General features: G+C 58.5%; 15 protein-coding genes and 1 pseudogene. 14 read left to right on the top strand and 2 right to left on the bottom strand.

Annotated elements, in window-relative coordinates; translation table 11 throughout:
- Positions 1 to 25: 25 nt before the first annotated feature.
- The 8 genes and pseudogenes from MC50_RS28915 to pptA all read left to right on the top strand — a co-directional run bounded on the left by MC50_RS28915 (position 26) and on the right by pptA (position 7,515).
- Positions 26 to 2,293: pseudogene (locus MC50_RS28915) on the top strand (NtaA/DmoA family FMN-dependent monooxygenase).
- An 11-nt stretch (positions 2,294 to 2,304) separates the two neighbouring features.
- Positions 2,305 to 2,814, top strand: coding sequence for a GNAT family N-acetyltransferase (locus tag MC50_RS20780; protein WP_032687859.1), 510 nt, complete (start codon positions 2,305 to 2,307; stop codon positions 2,812 to 2,814).
- A gap of 9 nt (positions 2,815 to 2,823) precedes the next feature.
- Positions 2,824 to 3,753 carry an amino acid ABC transporter permease gene (locus MC50_RS20785; RefSeq protein ID WP_032699961.1) on the top strand — a complete coding sequence of 310 codons (930 nt, stop codon included), beginning with the start codon at positions 2,824 to 2,826 and terminating at the stop codon, positions 3,751 to 3,753.
- Positions 3,737 to 4,513, top strand: coding sequence for an amino acid ABC transporter ATP-binding protein (locus MC50_RS20790; protein WP_032696269.1), 777 nt, complete (start codon positions 3,737 to 3,739; stop codon positions 4,511 to 4,513). Before MC50_RS20785 ends, MC50_RS20790 begins: the two co-directional genes overlap by 17 nt.
- The gene (locus MC50_RS20795) at positions 4,510 to 5,403 is read left to right on the top strand and encodes a transporter substrate-binding domain-containing protein (protein WP_032696268.1); all 894 of its coding nucleotides are present in this window, start codon (positions 4,510 to 4,512) and stop codon (positions 5,401 to 5,403) included. The genes MC50_RS20790 and MC50_RS20795 overlap by 4 nt, the downstream gene beginning before the upstream one ends.
- Positions 5,404 to 5,726: 323 nt before the next feature.
- The gene (locus tag MC50_RS20800) at positions 5,727 to 6,383 is read left to right on the top strand and encodes a hypothetical protein (RefSeq protein WP_047664857.1); all 657 of its coding nucleotides are present in this window, start codon (positions 5,727 to 5,729) and stop codon (positions 6,381 to 6,383) included.
- A 216-nt stretch (positions 6,384 to 6,599) separates the two neighbouring features.
- Positions 6,600 to 7,217, top strand: coding sequence for a glutathione S-transferase family protein (locus tag MC50_RS20805; protein ID WP_032688008.1), 618 nt, complete (start codon positions 6,600 to 6,602; stop codon positions 7,215 to 7,217).
- A gap of 67 nt (positions 7,218 to 7,284) precedes the next feature.
- Positions 7,285 to 7,515 carry a tautomerase PptA gene (gene pptA, locus MC50_RS20810; RefSeq protein ID WP_032687853.1) on the top strand — a complete coding sequence of 77 codons (231 nt, stop codon included), beginning with the start codon at positions 7,285 to 7,287 and terminating at the stop codon, positions 7,513 to 7,515.
- A gap of 42 nt (positions 7,516 to 7,557) precedes the next feature.
- Here pptA and MC50_RS20815 read toward each other — a convergent pair whose 3' ends face one another.
- A complete protein-coding gene (locus MC50_RS20815; protein ID WP_047664858.1) occupies positions 7,558 to 8,472 on the bottom strand; it encodes a LysR family transcriptional regulator in 915 nt (304 codons plus the stop codon).
- 132 nt (positions 8,473 to 8,604) lie between these two features.
- Here MC50_RS20815 and MC50_RS20820 point away from each other — a divergent pair, with 132 nt between their 5' ends.
- From MC50_RS20820 to MC50_RS20835, 4 genes are all read left to right on the top strand, one after another.
- Positions 8,605 to 9,915: an MFS transporter gene (locus MC50_RS20820; RefSeq protein WP_047664859.1), complete on the top strand. Its 1,311-nt coding sequence runs from the start codon at positions 8,605 to 8,607 to the stop codon at positions 9,913 to 9,915.
- Between the two features lie 14 nt (positions 9,916 to 9,929).
- Entirely contained in the window at positions 9,930 to 10,997 is a 1,068-nt protein-coding gene (locus MC50_RS20825) for a tartrate dehydrogenase (protein ID WP_032687850.1), read from the top strand.
- Positions 10,998 to 11,007: 10 nt separating this feature from the next.
- On the top strand, positions 11,008 to 12,270 hold the full coding sequence (locus MC50_RS20830; protein ID WP_047664860.1) for a glycerate kinase type-2 family protein: 1,263 nt from the start codon (positions 11,008 to 11,010) through the stop codon (positions 12,268 to 12,270).
- A gap of 199 nt (positions 12,271 to 12,469) precedes the next feature.
- Positions 12,470 to 13,321, top strand: a complete 852-nt coding sequence (locus tag MC50_RS20835) for a DMT family transporter (protein ID WP_047664861.1) — start codon at positions 12,470 to 12,472, stop codon at positions 13,319 to 13,321.
- A gap of 100 nt (positions 13,322 to 13,421) precedes the next feature.
- Here MC50_RS20835 and MC50_RS20840 read toward each other — a convergent pair whose 3' ends face one another.
- Entirely contained in the window at positions 13,422 to 14,003 is a 582-nt protein-coding gene (locus MC50_RS20840; RefSeq protein ID WP_004861659.1) for a flavin reductase family protein, read from the bottom strand.
- A gap of 211 nt (positions 14,004 to 14,214) precedes the next feature.
- Here MC50_RS20840 and MC50_RS20845 point away from each other — a divergent pair, with 211 nt between their 5' ends.
- Together MC50_RS20845 and MC50_RS20850 are read left to right on the top strand one after the other, a co-directional pair.
- Positions 14,215 to 14,919, top strand: a complete 705-nt coding sequence (locus tag MC50_RS20845) for an ABC transporter ATP-binding protein (RefSeq protein WP_163921533.1) — start codon at positions 14,215 to 14,217, stop codon at positions 14,917 to 14,919.
- Positions 14,916 to 15,884 carry an ABC transporter substrate-binding protein gene (locus tag MC50_RS20850; protein WP_047664862.1) on the top strand — a complete coding sequence of 323 codons (969 nt, stop codon included), beginning with the start codon at positions 14,916 to 14,918 and terminating at the stop codon, positions 15,882 to 15,884. The genes MC50_RS20845 and MC50_RS20850 overlap by 4 nt, the downstream gene beginning before the upstream one ends.
- Positions 15,885 to 15,926 lie beyond the last annotated feature (42 nt).

A 15,926-nucleotide genomic window follows, 5' to 3' on the forward strand; every position in this document is an offset into this window, starting at 1 on the left:
ATTTTCGGCAAGGAAAGGGGTTGCTATGTCTGAAAAACGACAATTGCGTCTGGGCACAATATTACACGGCGCATCGGGAAATATGTCCGCCTGGCGTCATCCGGCCGCGCAGGCGGATGCCAGTATTAATTTTGAGTTCGTCAAGCAGACGGCCTTAAAAGCCGAAGAGGGCAAGCTGGACTTTTTATTTGTTGCCGATGGTTTATATATTAACGAGAAATCGATCCCGCATTTTTTAAACCGCTTTGAACCGCTGACCGTGCTCTCGACGCTGGCGGCGGTCACCCGCCATCTCGGGCTGGTGGGCACCTTATCCACCTCCTACAGCGAGCCTTTTACCACCGCGAGACAGTTTGCCAGCCTTGACCATCTGAGCCAGGGACGCGCGGGCTGGAACGTGGTGACCTCGCCGCTGGAAGGGTCGGCGAAGAACTTTTCCCGCGCCCAACATCCTGACCACGCGCTGCGCTACCGGATTGCCGATGAATATCTGCAGGTGGTGAAAGGATTATGGGATTCCTGGGAAGAGGACGCCTTCGTGCGTAATAAAGCGAGCGGCCAATTCTTCGATAAAAATAAACTGCACACTCTCGACCATCGCGGTGATTTTTTCCAGGTTGCCGGCCCGCTCAATATTTCCCGCACGCCGCAGGGGCGGCCGATTATTTTTCAGGCCGGGGCCTCCGATGACGGCAAAAAGCTGGCGGCGCGTCATGCCGATGCCATTTTTACCCATCAGGCGTCGCTGGCAGAAGCGCAGGCGTTTTATCGCGATGTGAAGAACCAACTGGCGGCCTATGGTCGTCAGGATAACCAATTACATATCTTCCAGGGCGTCAGCGTGATTGTCGGTGACGATGCCGACGATGTCGAACAGCAATACCAGACCACCGCCGCGCTGGTATCGATTGAGGACGCCCTCAACTACCTCGGACGCTATTTCGAACACCACGACTTTGCGCAGTATCCGCTGGATGAACCGTTCCCGGATATCGGCGACCTCGGCAAAAACAGCTTCCGCAGCACCACCGACGAAATTAAGCGCAACGCGCGCGAGCGCGGACTGACCCTGCGCCAGGTCGCGCTGGAAGCCGCCAGTCCGCGCCCGCTTTTCGCCGGGACGCCGCAGGAGGTCGCCGACGGTTTGCAGCACTGGTTTGAGCAACGAGGGGCCGACGGTTTTATTATCCAGGGCGGCACGCCGGATACCTTCCCGCGCTTTGTCGATCGGGTGGTGCCGATTTTGCAGCAGCGCGGGCTGTTCCGTCGGGAGTATCCGGGAACGACGCTGCGCGAAAGCCTGGGGCTGACGCCGCCGGTTAATCAATTCCAACAACAATAACAACAGAGAACGCTCGCTATGCAGAAAAAGTCACTTTTACTGGTCCTTGCGCTGGGTTTCAGCGCGCCATTATGGGCCCAGGACGTCAACATTAACGGTACCGGCGTCAGCGTGGAGGCCAATAAAGCCCCGGTGCACACGGCGAAAAATCCGCAGGCCATTGCCCTGTTGCCGGCTAACTATCACTTCGCGGTACCGGGGAAATTCACCGTGGCGGTGGCGGCGCTGAACTCGCCGCCGCTGACCGTATTTTCCGATGACAACAAGACCCTGCTTGGCAGCGAAGTTGATATCGCCCGCCTGGTCGCCGACAGCCTCGGGCTGGAGCTGAACGTGGTGCCGACGTCATGGGAGGACTGGCCGCTGGGCGTCTCCTCCGGCAAATATGATGCCGCGATCAGCAATATTACCGTCACCAAAGAGCGCAAAGAGAAGTTCGACTTTGCCACCTATCGTAAGGACTCGCTGGGCTTTTACGTCAAGAGTAGCAGCCCGCTGAGCAAAATTGAGCAGGCGGAAGACATTGCCGGGCTGCGCATTATCGTCGGTTCAGGCACCAACCAGGAAGCCATTCTGCTGGCGTGGAATGCGGAAAACCTGAAGAAGGGGCTGAAGCCGTTTACCCCGGTCTACACCAAAGATGATGCCGCCCAGACGCTGGCGATCCAGTCCGGGCGTGCCGACGCCTTCTTTGGCCCGAACGTGATCGGCGCCTGGAAGGCTGCGCTGACCGGGAAAACCAAACTGGTGGGCAGCGTGGATGGCGGCTGGCCGAAAGCGGCGCACATTGCCGTCACGCTGAAAAAAGGCAGCGGATTGGTTGAACCGGTGCAGACCGCGTTAAACGGCGCCATTCAGAACGGTGACTATGCCAAAGTGCTTACCCGCTGGGGCGAAGGCGTGGAGAGCATCCCGCAATCAGAAATTAACCCGGCCGGGCTGGGCGATTAACAGGAGGCAATATGAGTGCAGCATTCCGCGATATCTCACCCGAAGCGCCTGAACTCCAGCCGATTATCAACGGCCTGTTCGCCGAATACGCGTCGCGCTACGGCGACTATTTTTCCCGCGATGCGGAAGTCGAACTGACCGAATGGTATCTGGCGCCGCAGGGGCTGTTTATCGTGCTGGAGCGGGAGGGGGAAATTATCGCCACCGGCGCCTATAAGCCGAAGGACAGCCACACGGCGGAAATTAAACGTATCTGGACCCATCCGGCCCTGCGCCAGCAGGGACTGGCGGCGAAAGTGGTACAGGAGCTGGAGCGGCGGGCGGTTTTGGCAGGCTACAGCCATATCTACCTGACCACCGGCTTTCGCCAGCCGGAAGCGGTCAGGCTCTATCTGAGCCAGGGCTACGACGCGCAGTTTGACCTGGCTCGCAACCCGGAAGAGTACAGCCAGCCGCCATTTGACGGCCGGCTACGGTTCACCAAAGCGCTGGCGGTAAGCGCCCTAAGCCACAGCGCCTGAGGAGAGAACATGAACAGATCGGAAACGATTAAAGTGGTCCCGGCACGCTACCCGCTGCGCGCCGTCGGCGCAGTGGTGGCGCTGTTGGTGCTGGCGGCCGTCGTGCAGTCGGTGGCCTTTAACCCGCGCTGGGAGTGGGCGGTCTTCGCCCGCTGGTTCTTTGACCCGGTCATTCTTGAAGGGCTGGGACAAACGCTGCTGCTGACGCTGCTGGGTACGGTACTGAGCGTGATTTTTGGCGGCCTGCTGGCGCTGGCCAGACTCTCTTCCTCATGGCTGCTGAGCAGCCTGGCCTGGGGCTATATCTGGCTGTTTCGCTCGCTGCCGCTGATTGTGGTGTTGATAATCCTCTACAACTTCTCTTATCTCTATGACACGCTATCGCTCGGTATTCCGTTTACCGGGATCAGCTGGGGCAGTTATCAGACCATCAACGTGCTGGGGCAGTTTTCCACGGCGGTTGTGGGGCTGACGCTGGTGCAGAGCGCCTATACTGCGGAGATCATTCGCGGCGGCTTCCTCGGCGTTGACCACGGTCAGTATGAGGCGGCCGCGGCGCTGGGGCTGCCGGCGTGGCGGCGTACGCTGCGGATTATTCTGCCTCAGGCGCTGCGCACGATTTTGCCTTCTGGTTTTAATGAAATTATCAGCCTCGCCAAAGGGACGGCGATGGTTTATGTGCTGGCGATGCCCGAGCTGTTTTACACCATCCAGATGATTTACAACCGTACCCAGGAAGTGATTCCGCTACTGATGGTGGGCGCCGTCTGGTATCTGGCGATCACCAGCGTCCTGTCGCTGATTCAATATCTGGTGGAACGCGCCCTCGCGCGCAGCGAACGCCGTTCGGCGGTCAACTCGCCGCGCCGCGCGCGCGCCGATGACTCCGCACGTCAGCCGCAGAAACCGCAGGAGGCCATTCATGCCCAACTCTCATAACGGTCATATCTCTATTACCGGCGTCAGTAAGTATTTCGGCCGCCATAAAGCGCTGGATGATGTCTCGCTGGAAATTCCGCCCGGCACGGTGACGGTGATCCTCGGGCCATCCGGTTCGGGGAAATCAACCCTGCTGCGCGCCATAAACCATCTTGAGCGGGTGGATGAAGGGTTTATTCAGATTGATGGCGACTACATTGGCTATCGGCGCCAGGGCGATAAGCTCTATGAGCTGAAGGAGAGAGAGATTCTGCGCCAGCGCGTTAACGTGGGCTACGTGTTTCAGAACTTCAACCTGTTCCCGCATCTGACGGTGCTGGAAAACCTGATTGAAGCACCGATCGCCCACAAGCAGGTCAGCCGTAAGGAAGCGGTCGAACGCGCCTATGAGCTGCTGGATGTGGTGGGGCTGCGCCACAAGGCCGATGCCTGGTCGCGCCATCTCTCCGGCGGCCAGCAGCAGCGGATTGCCATCGCCAGGGCGCTGGCCCTCAAGCCGCGAGTGCTGCTGTTCGATGAACCGACGTCGGCGCTGGACCCGGAGCTGGTGGGCGAAGTGCTCGATGTGATTAAGAAGCTGGCCCGCTCCGGTACCACGCTGGTGGTGGTGACGCATGAGATAGGGTTTGCCCGCGAAGTGGCCGATCAGGTGGTGTTTATGGTCGAGGGGAAAATTATTGAGCAGGGCAGCAGCGACGCGGTGCTTAATCATCCGCAGCATCAGCGTACGCGGCAATTTTTATCAAAGGTGCTGGCATGAGAAAAAGGATAGTTGCCCTGGCGCTGGGCACGCTCTCGGCGGGGGCGCAGGCGGAAATTGATCTCCGGGCGAACGAACAGCCGCTGCCGGTAACGGTGGACAACGCCGCGATCGCCAGGATCCCGGCCAGCTATCGCTTTGTTGAACCCGGTACGCTGACGGTGGCGATTTCAGCGCTTAATTCACCGCCGCTGGCGCTGCTGGCCAGCGACAACCGGACGCGCATCGGCAGCGACCCGGATATTGCCCGTCTACTGGCCGGCAGTTTAGGCCTCAAGCTGAAACTGGTGCCGACGGCCTGGGAAGACTGGCCGCTGGGGATCACCTCCGGGCGTTACGACGTGGCGCTGGTCAATATCGCGGTCACCGAACAGCGTAAGGAGAAATTCGATTTCGCCACCTATCGCGTCGATTCGCTGGCATTTTCGGTTAAATCCACCAGCGCCATTGAGAAAATCAGCGGCGCGGCGGATCTCTCCGGGCGGAAGGTTATCGTCGGATCCGGCACCAATCAGGAGCGTATTTTGCTTGGCTGGAACGGGGAGAATGAAGCGGCGGGGCGCCAGCTGGCTTTGCCGATCTATTTAACCGACGACGCCTCCGGCAATCTGTACATCCAGTCCGGGCGCGCCGATGTTTTCTTTGGCCCCCAGTCGGTGGCGGCCTACAAAGCGGCGCTGACCGGGACCACCAAAGTTGTCGGGCTGGGGCCGAAAAAAGCCTGGGTCGCTACCACCACCAAAAAGGGCAATGGCCTGGTGTTTGCGTTGCAGGCGGCGCTCGATGGCGCCATTGCGCGCGGCGAATACCAGCAGGTGCTGGCACGCTGGGGAGAGCAGGGCGAGGCGGTAGCACAGTCTCAGGTAAATCCCCCTGGGATCACCTACTAAAAAACCGCTGTTTCGCCGGAGTACGGGGCGAAACAGCGGGGGATTATTATTGATAGCGACTTTCATCGCGGTGTTCAGCAATCGGCAAAGATGATGTCAATGTCACTTTATGCGTTGTGTGGCGGATTTAACTTTCGGCAACGTATTTAATATGATAACTGCACCATCATTTTCAGCTCTCCGGTTTTTAATTCCAAAGATAAATATGATGATGACGATTTTGATTTTTATCAAAATCCGTATATTTTTCGTGTGGTTAATATTTTCACTCCGCGGTTCTGCTGGGACCATCTCTTTACATCAATAATTATCAAGGGATTGAAGTGAATATATTATCAGAAGTTATTATACCCTTATCGGGCGTGGTGTTTCCTGCTGTTGTCGCATTCATTCGCGCTGTTTATAATCGCTGGGGAGAAGGCAGGAAGCTTCATCGTGACAGTCAGTTTGATAAAGTGAATGTGGAAAAGCGCCTGGCAAAGTTTCGCCGTATTAATCAATTGAAAAATAAAAACGATCTTACCCCGTTTGATTTACTGGCCATCAAGGCGTTATATGAAGGTATCGGCATAAGATATCCGGTGACCATCAGTCATAAAATTCTTGAGTATATTGCCAGCAACAATATCGATTTCAATGAGCCAACCCTGAATAGCTTTCTTCGGATGTCGAGGCTGCTGAATGTTACGGATTCAGGCGTGACGCAACCGTCCAGTAAAAGGAAAAAGGCGCGCCGGGAGATAGTTATTTTCGGCGGGCTGATGATTGCCGCTATCATATACGGATTCTTTATGTCGGTGCCCGACGTGGTAGCCGAAATGTCAGGTGCGGTCGCGGTAGCCTGTTTTGTCGTATTATTTCTTGTTTACCTGGCGATGTTTATTCTGATTGTCAGTGCCGTGATTAACAGCTTGTATGACATTCAGTGCGCCAAAAAATTCTGGAAGACATTTTCACCCTTTCTCAATCATCAGTCATGAATATTGCTGACAGTGCCACGAGTATTTTGAGGATAAACGGTAAGATACGAGGTATTGAAGGGCAGGGCGTCGCCACGATAAACGTAGCGCTAGCGGTAAAATATCATCCCGGATAACGTGTATTCTGTACCATCTTGCGCCGCACTGCTGCCCGGTACCGCCAGCATGTCAGTCCGATTTTGTGCCTAAACTTAAGCTTTATCGTGGAGGCCGATGATGATGACCGTCTATGGCGTACCCGGCTGGGGATCGGCGATTAGTGAGCTGATGCTGACCCTGGCCAACATTCCTTACCATTTCGTTAACGTGGCAGGCTTCGACCAGCCGGGCCCGCAGCGCGACAGCCTGATGCAGATAAATCCGTTGTGTCAGGTGCCGACCCTGCGGCTGGACGATGGCAGCGTGATGACCGAATCCGCCGCGATTGCCCTGATGATCCTCGATAGCCGTCCGGATCTGGCACCGGCGCCGGGCACACCGCAGCGCCAGCAGTTTCAGCGTCTGTTGATCTGGCTGGTGGCCAATGTCTACCCTACGTTCACCTATGCCGATTATCCGCAGCGCTGGACCGCCGATGCGCCTGAACAGCTGCGGGAGAACTGCATCCGCTATCGCCAATCGCTGTATCTGTGGCTGGAACAGCAGCTAACGGCGGCGCCTTATGCGCTGGGGGCCGACATGTCGCTGCTCGACTGTTATATCGCGGCGATGTGCAGCTGGGGGCCGCGGCGGGCATGGTTTATGGCGCACACGCCAAAGTTTGTCGCCGTGGCGGACAAAGTGTACCAGCGGCCGGAGCTACAGCAGGTTCTGCGTGACAACGAGTTGATTTAAAGCACAAAAGGCGAACCGACTGACCACCGCTATGCTAGTTTATCGATCTGACAATAAGGAGCCTGCTATGCCACATGTTGATATTAAATGTTTTCCCCGCGAACTGACCGATGAACAAAAAAGCGCCCTGGCCGCCGACATTACCGAGGTGCTGATCCGCCATCTGAACAGTAAAGACGGGGCGGTGAGCGTCGCCCTCAATCAGGTTGCGCAAAGCGACTGGCAAAAAGTCTGGGATAGCGAAATCGCCCCGCAGATGGAGAGGTTGATTAAAAAACCGGGCTACAGTATGTCGTAATGCCTGTCCCGCGAGGCGGCGCCCGGGCTGCCCATTGCCGGGCTATACCCCATCGCCGGTCTCAGCATACAATTCAGGATGCGAAGCCAGGACGCGTAACATTGCCGCGCGGACCTCATCCTGGGTTTCTTTCACCCACATTGCCGCCAACGGCAGCCCCGGACGCTGGTTGGCGATCAACGCGACAAACGTCACCCCGCTGACGGAAAAACCTCGGATCCATTGCGGCACAATCGCCAGGCCTAAGCCCGCGGCGACCAGATGAATAATGGTCTGTTTCTCATCGGCTACCTGGGTGATCTTCGGCTGTAAACCTACGTCCTGGAATAAATTCATCGTTAAATCGTAACTGTGCGGGCGGGAGCGGCGCTCCGGCACGATCATCGGCTCATCGGCCAGCTCCTCAATCCTGATAGCTTCGCGCGTCGCCAGCGGATGGTTGGCGGGCAGGGCAACGATGGCCGCTTCGTAGCAGAGAAACCGCTGGGCAAATGCCTCGTCGGAATGGACGGGCGGGCGGACAAATGCGATATCCAGCCGTCCGCTTTTGAGCTTTGGCAGCAGGCTGACGGTTTTATCTTCATAAATTTGTACCTCAATGTGCGGATACTGGCGGCGAAAATGCTGCAACAGCAATGGCACGAGCCCGATAGCCGCGCTGTCGATCGCGCCGACGCGCAATAGCCCGGACGCTCGTGGCGAATTTTGACGAAATTGCAACATAATCGCGTCGGCATGCGCCAGCAGTTTCCGCGCCTCGCCACGTAGCAGTATTCCGTTATCCGTCAGCGCGACCCGGCGGGTGGAACGGGTGAATAAACGTGTTCCAAGCTCTTCTTCTAACAGCTTAATTTGTCTTCCTAAGGCCGACGGCAGCATATCCAGTTGCTGGGCGGCCTGGCCGAAATGCAGCGTCTCCGTCACTGCCAGAAAACAGCGTAACTGGTGCAGTTCCATGTGGTCCTCCTCTCGATTATTGCTTTTTTTTGTATAAACCGAAGCGAATGATCGTGCAACAAATCTCGGCATACTCATCACGACGGCAACCTGCCGCATACCCTACAAAATAATGACAGAGGATAACCTCACATGACCTGCGAACTCGAAAAACGGGTGCTGCGCAAGATTACGCTACGCATCGTACCCTTCATCATGCTGCTCTACTTCATCGCTTTTCTTGACCGTGTAAATATTGGTTTTGCTGCGCTGACCATGAACAACGATCTCGGCTTTTCTCCTTCGGTATTTGGTTTCGGCGCCGGGATCTTCTTCCTCGGCTATTTTCTCTTCGAAGTCCCTTCGAACCTGATTTTGCACAAGGTCGGCGCGCGCATCTGGATTGCCCGGGTGATGATCAGCTGGGGGATTGTCTCCGGGGCGATGGCGTTCGTGCAGGGCACCACCAGTTTCTACAGCCTGCGCTTTTTGCTCGGCGTAGCGGAAGCCGGTTTCTTTCCCGGAATCATCCTCTACTTAAGCTACTGGTTCCCCGCGAAAAAACGGGCGCAGGTGACCGCTATCTTTATGGCTGCCGCGCCGATCTCGACCGCGTTGGGATCGCCAGTGTCCGCGGCGCTGCTGGAGATGCATGGCCTGTTGGGGATGACCGGCTGGCAGTGGATGTTCCTGCTGGAGGCGGTGCCTGCGGTGGTGCTTGGCGTGATGGTGCTGTTCTGGTTAACCGACAGGCCGGAAAAAGCCAGCTGGCTGACGCAAGAGGAGCGGGGTTGGCTGACGGCGACGATGGCGGCGGAACAGTCGCGTACAGCCTCCGGCGGGCAGCACAGCATTCTCAAAGGGCTGCTGGACAAACGCGTACTGGCGCTCTCGCTGGTCTATTTCGGTACCTCCGCCGGACTCTACACCCTGGGGATCTGGTCGCCGCAAATCATTAAAACTCTCGGTTTGTCCGACCTGACTATCGGTTTCGTTAATGCCGTTCCCGCTGTGGTCGCGGTACTGGCGATGGTGCTGTGGGCGAAGCATTCCGATAAGACCAATGAACGCAGCTGGCACGCGATCGCCGCCTGCCTGCTGGCCGCGGTAGGGCTGTGCTTTGCCGGTAATGCCGGAACAATACTCACCGTGCTCTGCGCCCTGACGCTGGTCAATTGTGGGATCAGCGCGGCTAAACCGCCGCTGTGGAGTATGCCGACCCTGTTTCTTTCCGGCTCTGCCGCCGCGGCCGGTATCGCCACCATCAACTCGATCGGCAATCTCGGCGGTTTTGTCGGCCCCTTTATGATTGGCCTGATTAAAGAACATACCGGCAGTTTCAGCTGGGGACTGTACTTTGTCGCCGCCCTGCTGCTGGTCTCTTCATTCATCGTTTTCTTGCTGTCGGGGAAAGCGCCTGAACGTCCCCTCGACGCGCCATTAACCCATCGTGAACACCATTAATTTAAGGATTCAATATGAAAAATTACGCTATCGCCGCTATTCCTGCTGACGGTATTGGTCCGGAAGTGATTTCAGCCGGCGTTGAGGTACTGCACGCCGTGGCGAAACGGCAGGGTGACATTCAGTTTTCAGTGCGTACCTTTGAGTGGGGGTCGGACTACTACAAAGCCCATGGCGTGATGATGCCGGAGGATGGCCTGCAGCAGCTAAAGCCGTTCGATGCGATTTACTTCGGCGCCGTGGGCGCGCCGGATGTTCCGGATCATATTACGCTGTGGGGACTGCGCCTGCCGATCTGCCAGGGGTTTGATCAGTACGCCAACGTCCGTCCAACGCGCATTTTTCCCGGCATTCAATCGCCGCTACGCCATGCCGAAGCGGGCAGTCTGGATTGGGCGATCGTCCGTGAAAACTCGGAAGGAGAATACTCCGGCAACGGCGGCCGTACCCATCGTGGTCTGCCGGAGGAGGTGGGGACCGAAGTGGCGATTTTTACTCGTACCGGCGTTACCCGCATTATGCGCTATGCCTTCCAGCTGGCGCAGAGCCGCCCGCGCAAGCTGTTGACCGTGGTGACCAAATCGAACGCCCAACGTCACGGGATGGTGATGTGGGATGAAATTGCCGCCGAAGTGGCGCAAGAGTTCCCCGATGTGCAGTGGGATAAAATGTTAGTGGACGCCATGACCGTACGCATGACGCTGCATCCGCAATCGCTGGATACCATCGTGGCGACCAATCTGCACGCCGATATTCTCTCCGACCTCGCCGGCGCGTTGGCCGGAAGCCTGGGGGTCGCGCCAACGGCCAATATCGACCCTCAGCGTCGTTTCCCGTCCATGTTTGAACCGATCCACGGCTCCGCCTTTGATATCACCGGCAAAGGTATCGCCAACCCGGTGGCCAGTTTCTGGACCGCAGCGCAAATGCTGGAGCATCTCGGCGAAGCCGCGGCGGCGATGCGGCTAATGCAGGCGGTTGAACAGGTGTGCGCGGCGGGGATCAAAACTCCGGATGTCGGCGGCCAGGCCACCACCCGCGAAGTGACCGCGGCGGTGGTGCAGGCGATTCAGGCCAGCTAAAGGAGGCACAATGAGCAAAGCGCGGATAGCCGATGAACTCAGAACGTTGTTTGCCACCGCTGTACGCAGCGCGGACCCGCATGCCGTCCTGCTGGAACAGCTGCCGGAGAAACCGAGCGGGCGTTGTATCGTGGTCGGAGCCGGGAAGGCCAGCGCGGCGATGGCTGCCGCGCTGGAGGTGGCATGGCCGGATGTCGAGATGCATGGCGTGGTGGTAACGCGCTACGGCCACGCCGTGGCGACACAGAAAATTCGCATCGTCGAAGCTTCGCATCCGGTCTCGGATGCGATGAGTGAAATGGCCTCGATGTTGATGCTGGAACAGGTCAAAAATCTCAATGCCGACGACTGCGTTATTGCCCTGATCTCCGGCGGGGGGTCGGCGCTATTGGCCCTGCCGCGTCAGGGAATCTCCCTGGCGGACAAACAGGCGCTCAACCGCGCGTTGTTGCAAAGCGGGGCGACGATTACTGAAATGAATATTGTGCGTAAACAGCTCTCTGACATAAAAGGCGGTCGGCTGGCGCTGGCGGCGATGCCCGCGAAGGTGGTGACGCTGATTATCAGCGACGTGCCGGGGGATGAGCCGCAGGCTATCGCATCCGGCCCGACGGTGGCGGATAGCAGTAGCCCGGAAGCGGCGCTGGAAATCGTGACCCGTTATGGCATCACCTTACCGTCACCGGTGCTGGATGTACTGCAGACGCCGCGCCCGGCGGTAACGGCGGCAGATATTCGCAGCGAGGTTCGCATCATTGCTACGCCTTCCGGCGCGCTGGAAGCGGCGGCGGAGCAGGCGCGAACGCTGGGCTATACGCCACTGATCCTCGGCGATGCGCTGGAAGGGGAAAGCGCGCAGCTGGGGGTGATGATGGCGGGGATTGCCCGTTCAGTGAAGTATCACGGCTATCCGCTGCGGCCCCCGGCGGTGCTGCTAAGCGGAGGGGAAACGACGGTGACCATAGGCCCTGAGGGGGCGGGACGAGGCGGGCGAAACAGCGAGTTTCTGCTGGCGCTGGCCTGCGCGCTGCGGGGAGAAGCGGGGATCTGGGCGCTGGCGGCCGACAGCGACGGTATCGATGGCACCGAGGATGCCGCGGGCGCCCTCGTCACCCCGGATACGCTGATACGCGCTCAACAGGCCGGGCTGGATGCCCGGGCGTTGCTGAGCGCCCACGACAGCTATCGTTTTTTTGCCGCCCTGGGGGATCTGGCGATCACCGGCCCGACGTTGACCAACGTTAACGATATTCGGGCGATTATCATTACCTGAAGCGTCGCTACCCGGATGCGGCATAACACACCGTATTCGGGTTCCCTTCAGAAGTCCCTCTTTTGGCTTGCGTGCTGGATAGCGGCGGGTAACGGCTTGAGGTCCGACGGCCGCTGGTCGAATCGATACCCTATCAATGATGCGATTTTATAAAAGCGTGCCGCAATGTTAGCCTGCTCTGCGCAGAGTGGGGGATAATATGGATTTGAGAAAGTTTCAGGCGTTAGCCGGCGTGCAGCTTTGCACGATGTTATTTTGTCTCTCGGCGGTGCTGGCGAAAGGACTGCCGCTGCCGGTGAGCGCGATTGTCGCCGGGCGCGCCGCCTGGGCGGTAGTGACCTTATCCGCAGTTTTGCTGCTGGCGCGTCGTCAGTGGCGGCGGCTATCCTGGCGAGAGCTGTCTCAACTGTCGATTAACGGCCTGCTGCTGGCCGGGCACTGGATCTGCTTTTTCACCGGCGTTGAGCAGGGCGGTGTGGCGGTCGGGACGCTGGGCTTCGCCTGTTTTCCGCTCTTTGTGGCGCTGATTGGCCGGGTTATCTTCGCCACGCCGATTACCCGGCGGGATGTCGCCGCGATGGTGATGGTGGCGGTTGGCCTGGTGGTCATTTCGCCTGAAGCGCTGTCGGCGCAGGGCGGGGGAACCGCGCTGCTGTGGGCGCTAGCCGCGGGTTTATCTTACGCGGTGATTGTGCTGTATAACCGCCATGCGAAGACCGGCGCTTCGCCGCTGCAGTCCGCATGGCTCCAGTGTTGCGCCTGCGCGCTGGCCACGCTTCCCTGGGGATATTCCGCCATCCGCAGCGCCGACGGTGAGACGTTGTTGCACGTTATATTAATAGGCGTGCTGTGCACCGGTATCGCCTACAGCCTGTTGACCTTTGCGCTGCAATACGTCGCCGCAGGCAAAGCGGCGATCGTAATAGCGCTGGAGCCGCTGTGGGCGGTTTTCTTTGCCGCCATCTGGTTTGGCTCGCTGCCGGGGCCGGCCGTTTTTATCGGCGGCGGATTGATTATTGCGGCGGTTGCGTTCTGCGGGTCACCGTCGTAAACGGCGGCGCGCCGTTGGCCGCACCCGCCCGCGTAGGGTGAAACGGCGCTTTTCTGTCTCTGGCACTCTGGTCGCCAGACCGCCGGGGGCAGTAAGCAAACTACTCCTCCGGGGTATTGGCCCGCACATGTCGGCCGCTGGCGACAAAGTTGCCGGTGCCGAGATGATGCAGCGTATTGATCTTATCGTCGTCGAATTGCCAGCGTCCGGTGACGAAAGCGCGCTCATCGGCGGCGGCGGAAACCACCTCGCCAAACAGCGTATCGTACTGCTCCTGCGCTGCCGTTGGCGGCAGCAGTCGGCACTCCATCCACGCCAGACACTTCTCTTCAATCAGCGGTAATCCCAGTTCCGGCCCCTGCACAACGGGAATGCCGTAAGCGTTAAATTTATCCTCATCGCGTCCGCTGATGCTGCCGACCGCGTAGGTCCAGCTGGCAGCTTCTACGCCGGGGACCACGATGCCGAAGGTCCCGTTGCGCTCAATGATCTCCCTTGTCCAGGCACTTTTATCCACCACGATGGCGAGCCGGGGCGGGGCAAACTCCACCGGCATCGACCACGCAGCGGCCATGACGTTACGGCGCTGAGATGCGGCATCGTAACTGGTTATCAGAATGGTCGGGCCATGATTGAGCAGACGACTGGCGTACTGGAGTTCCACGTGGCGAAAACGGCTCATAAGCGTTCCTTGGTAAATGGGTCTGGTGCCAGACAACACGTTAATCCGCAATGAAATTGTAATCAATACGTCATACAGGCTGCCTATAGTCGGCACCACTAAATCCCAAAGAGGATAACAATATGTTAGCTCTCCTGTCTTTATCACAGGTGAGTGCGGCCCGTCGGCTGTTGACGGCGGGCGGAGCAACGCTTTCCCGGCGGGGAGGGCGATAATGCGTGCGCTTACCGGCATCAAACTCGACGGCGTTTCGTTCGCCTTCGGCACTCATACTGTACTGAATCAAATAGACCTGCATATCGATGCTGGCAGCATCGTGGCGCTGCTGGGGCCATCGGGCTGCGGCAAAAGTACCCTGTTGCGTCTGCTGGCGGGTCTCAGCGTCCCGGCAGCAGGCGAGATACGCTTTGGCGATCGTCTGGTGGCGAAACCCGGCTGGGGGATGGCGCCGGAGCAGCGCGACATCGGCATGGTTTTTCAGGACTACGCCCTGTGGCCGCATATGACGGCGGCGCAGAATATCGCCTTTCCTCTGCGTATGCGCGGCGTAGCGCGCGCTGCACGACAACAGCGGGTGAATGACGCGCTGGCGATGGTTGGCCTCAACGGCTTTGCCGATAGGAAGCCCTCCGGCCTTTCCGGCGGTCAGCAGCAGCGCGTCGCGTTGGCTCGCGCCATTGTTGCCGAACCGCGCGTGCTGTTGTTTGACGAACCGCTCTCCAACCTCGATAGCGAATTGCGCGAATCGCTGTGCGTTGAGATGAGCCGTCTGCTGCGTCAGCTGGGGATCACCGCGGTGTATGTGACTCACGACCGCCGCGAAGCCGAGCTGTTGGCCGACCGAATTGTTCATTTATCTGCCGGCACTGTTGCCGCCGTTCGCACCATCACTTCATCCTCCGGGGAACTCGCATGAAAACCGTTATGACCGTTAAGAAAGGAGCTGTGCTCGTGATGTTGTTGTCTGCCACCATGATGTCCAGCGCCCACGCGCTGACCGTATATACCGCCGGGCCGGGTTCGCTGGCGAAAAGTCTCGCCAGCGGCTATGAAAAGAAAACCGGGGTGAAGGTCAATATTTTCCAGGCCACAACCGGTAAGGTGATGGCGCGTCTCGACGCGGAGCAGGCCAATCCGCAGGCGGATGTGCTGATCTCCGCCTCCTGGGATACCGCGGAAGATTTGCATCAACGCGGCTGGCTGCTGCCGTACCAAAGCGCCAATGCCGATAAGGTCCCGGCGAACCTGAAATCTGCGGATTATGTTGCGCAGGGGATATCCGCACTGGGGATCGTCTGGAACAGCAAAAGCGGAACCCCGGAGCCGAAAGAGTGGCGCGACCTGACCGAAGCGGCGTTTAAAGATAAGGTCACCACGCCAGATCCGGCGCTCTCCGGCGCATCGCTGGATTTGCTGATCGGGCTACAAAATGGCATGGGCGACAAGGCCTGGGCATTGTTCGACGATCTGAAAAAGAACGGTATGGTGGTCAGCGGGCCGAACGCTCAGGCGGTGACGCCGGTGATGCAGGGGGCGAAAGCGGCGGTGTTCGGCGCGGTGGACTATGTCTCTTACGGTAATATCGACCAGGGGGAGTCCCTGAAGGTGATTTTCCCCGCCAGCGGTACGGTGATTGCCCCGCGGCCGATGATGATCCTCAAAACCACGGCGCATGCTGACGATGCCAAAGCCTTCGTCGACTATGTCCTGTCGCCGGAAGGCCAGGCGCTGGTCGCCGGCGCGTGGCTGATGCCCGCGCGTAGCGATATCCCGGCTAAACGCCCGCTGCTTAATGAACTGAAAATTCTGCCGACCACCGGCGATGGCAGCAGCGAACGCAGCGCGGTGCTTTCCCGCTTTAATACGCTTTTCGCCCAGTAAACCAACTTTTCCCGGGTTGCGAAAGTTTGCTCGGGCACATTT

Origin of the sequence: Klebsiella planticola (genome assembly GCF_000783935.2) — a bacterium.
GTDB lineage: Bacteria > Pseudomonadota > Gammaproteobacteria > Enterobacterales > Enterobacteriaceae > Klebsiella > Klebsiella planticola.

Bases quoted from the DNA above. Each gene is read 5' to 3' on its own strand.
- MC50_RS20780 (WP_032687859.1), top strand. From the start codon at position 2,305: ATGAGTGCAGCATTCCGCGATATCTCACCCGAAGCGCCTGAACTCCAG.
- MC50_RS20820 (WP_047664859.1), top strand. From the start codon at position 8,605: ATGACCTGCGAACTCGAAAAACGGGTGCTGCGCAAGATTACGCTACGC.
- MC50_RS20850 (WP_047664862.1), top strand. From the start codon at position 14,916: ATGAAAACCGTTATGACCGTTAAGAAAGGAGCTGTGCTCGTGATGTTG.
- MC50_RS20790 (WP_032696269.1), top strand. From the start codon at position 3,737: ATGCCCAACTCTCATAACGGTCATATCTCTATTACCGGCGTCAGTAAG.
- MC50_RS20840 (WP_004861659.1), bottom strand. From the start codon at position 14,003: ATGAGCCGTTTTCGCCACGTGGAACTCCAGTACGCCAGTCGTCTGCTC.
- pptA (WP_032687853.1), top strand. From the start codon at position 7,285: ATGCCACATGTTGATATTAAATGTTTTCCCCGCGAACTGACCGATGAA.
- MC50_RS20825 (WP_032687850.1), top strand. From the start codon at position 9,930: ATGAAAAATTACGCTATCGCCGCTATTCCTGCTGACGGTATTGGTCCG.
- MC50_RS20835 (WP_047664861.1), top strand. From the start codon at position 12,470: ATGGATTTGAGAAAGTTTCAGGCGTTAGCCGGCGTGCAGCTTTGCACG.
- MC50_RS20830 (WP_047664860.1), top strand. From the start codon at position 11,008: ATGAGCAAAGCGCGGATAGCCGATGAACTCAGAACGTTGTTTGCCACC.
- MC50_RS20805 (WP_032688008.1), top strand. From the start codon at position 6,600: ATGATGACCGTCTATGGCGTACCCGGCTGGGGATCGGCGATTAGTGAG.
- MC50_RS20795 (WP_032696268.1), top strand. From the start codon at position 4,510: ATGAGAAAAAGGATAGTTGCCCTGGCGCTGGGCACGCTCTCGGCGGGG.
- MC50_RS20815 (WP_047664858.1), bottom strand. From the start codon at position 8,472: ATGGAACTGCACCAGTTACGCTGTTTTCTGGCAGTGACGGAGACGCTG.
- MC50_RS20785 (WP_032699961.1), top strand. From the start codon at position 2,824: ATGAACAGATCGGAAACGATTAAAGTGGTCCCGGCACGCTACCCGCTG.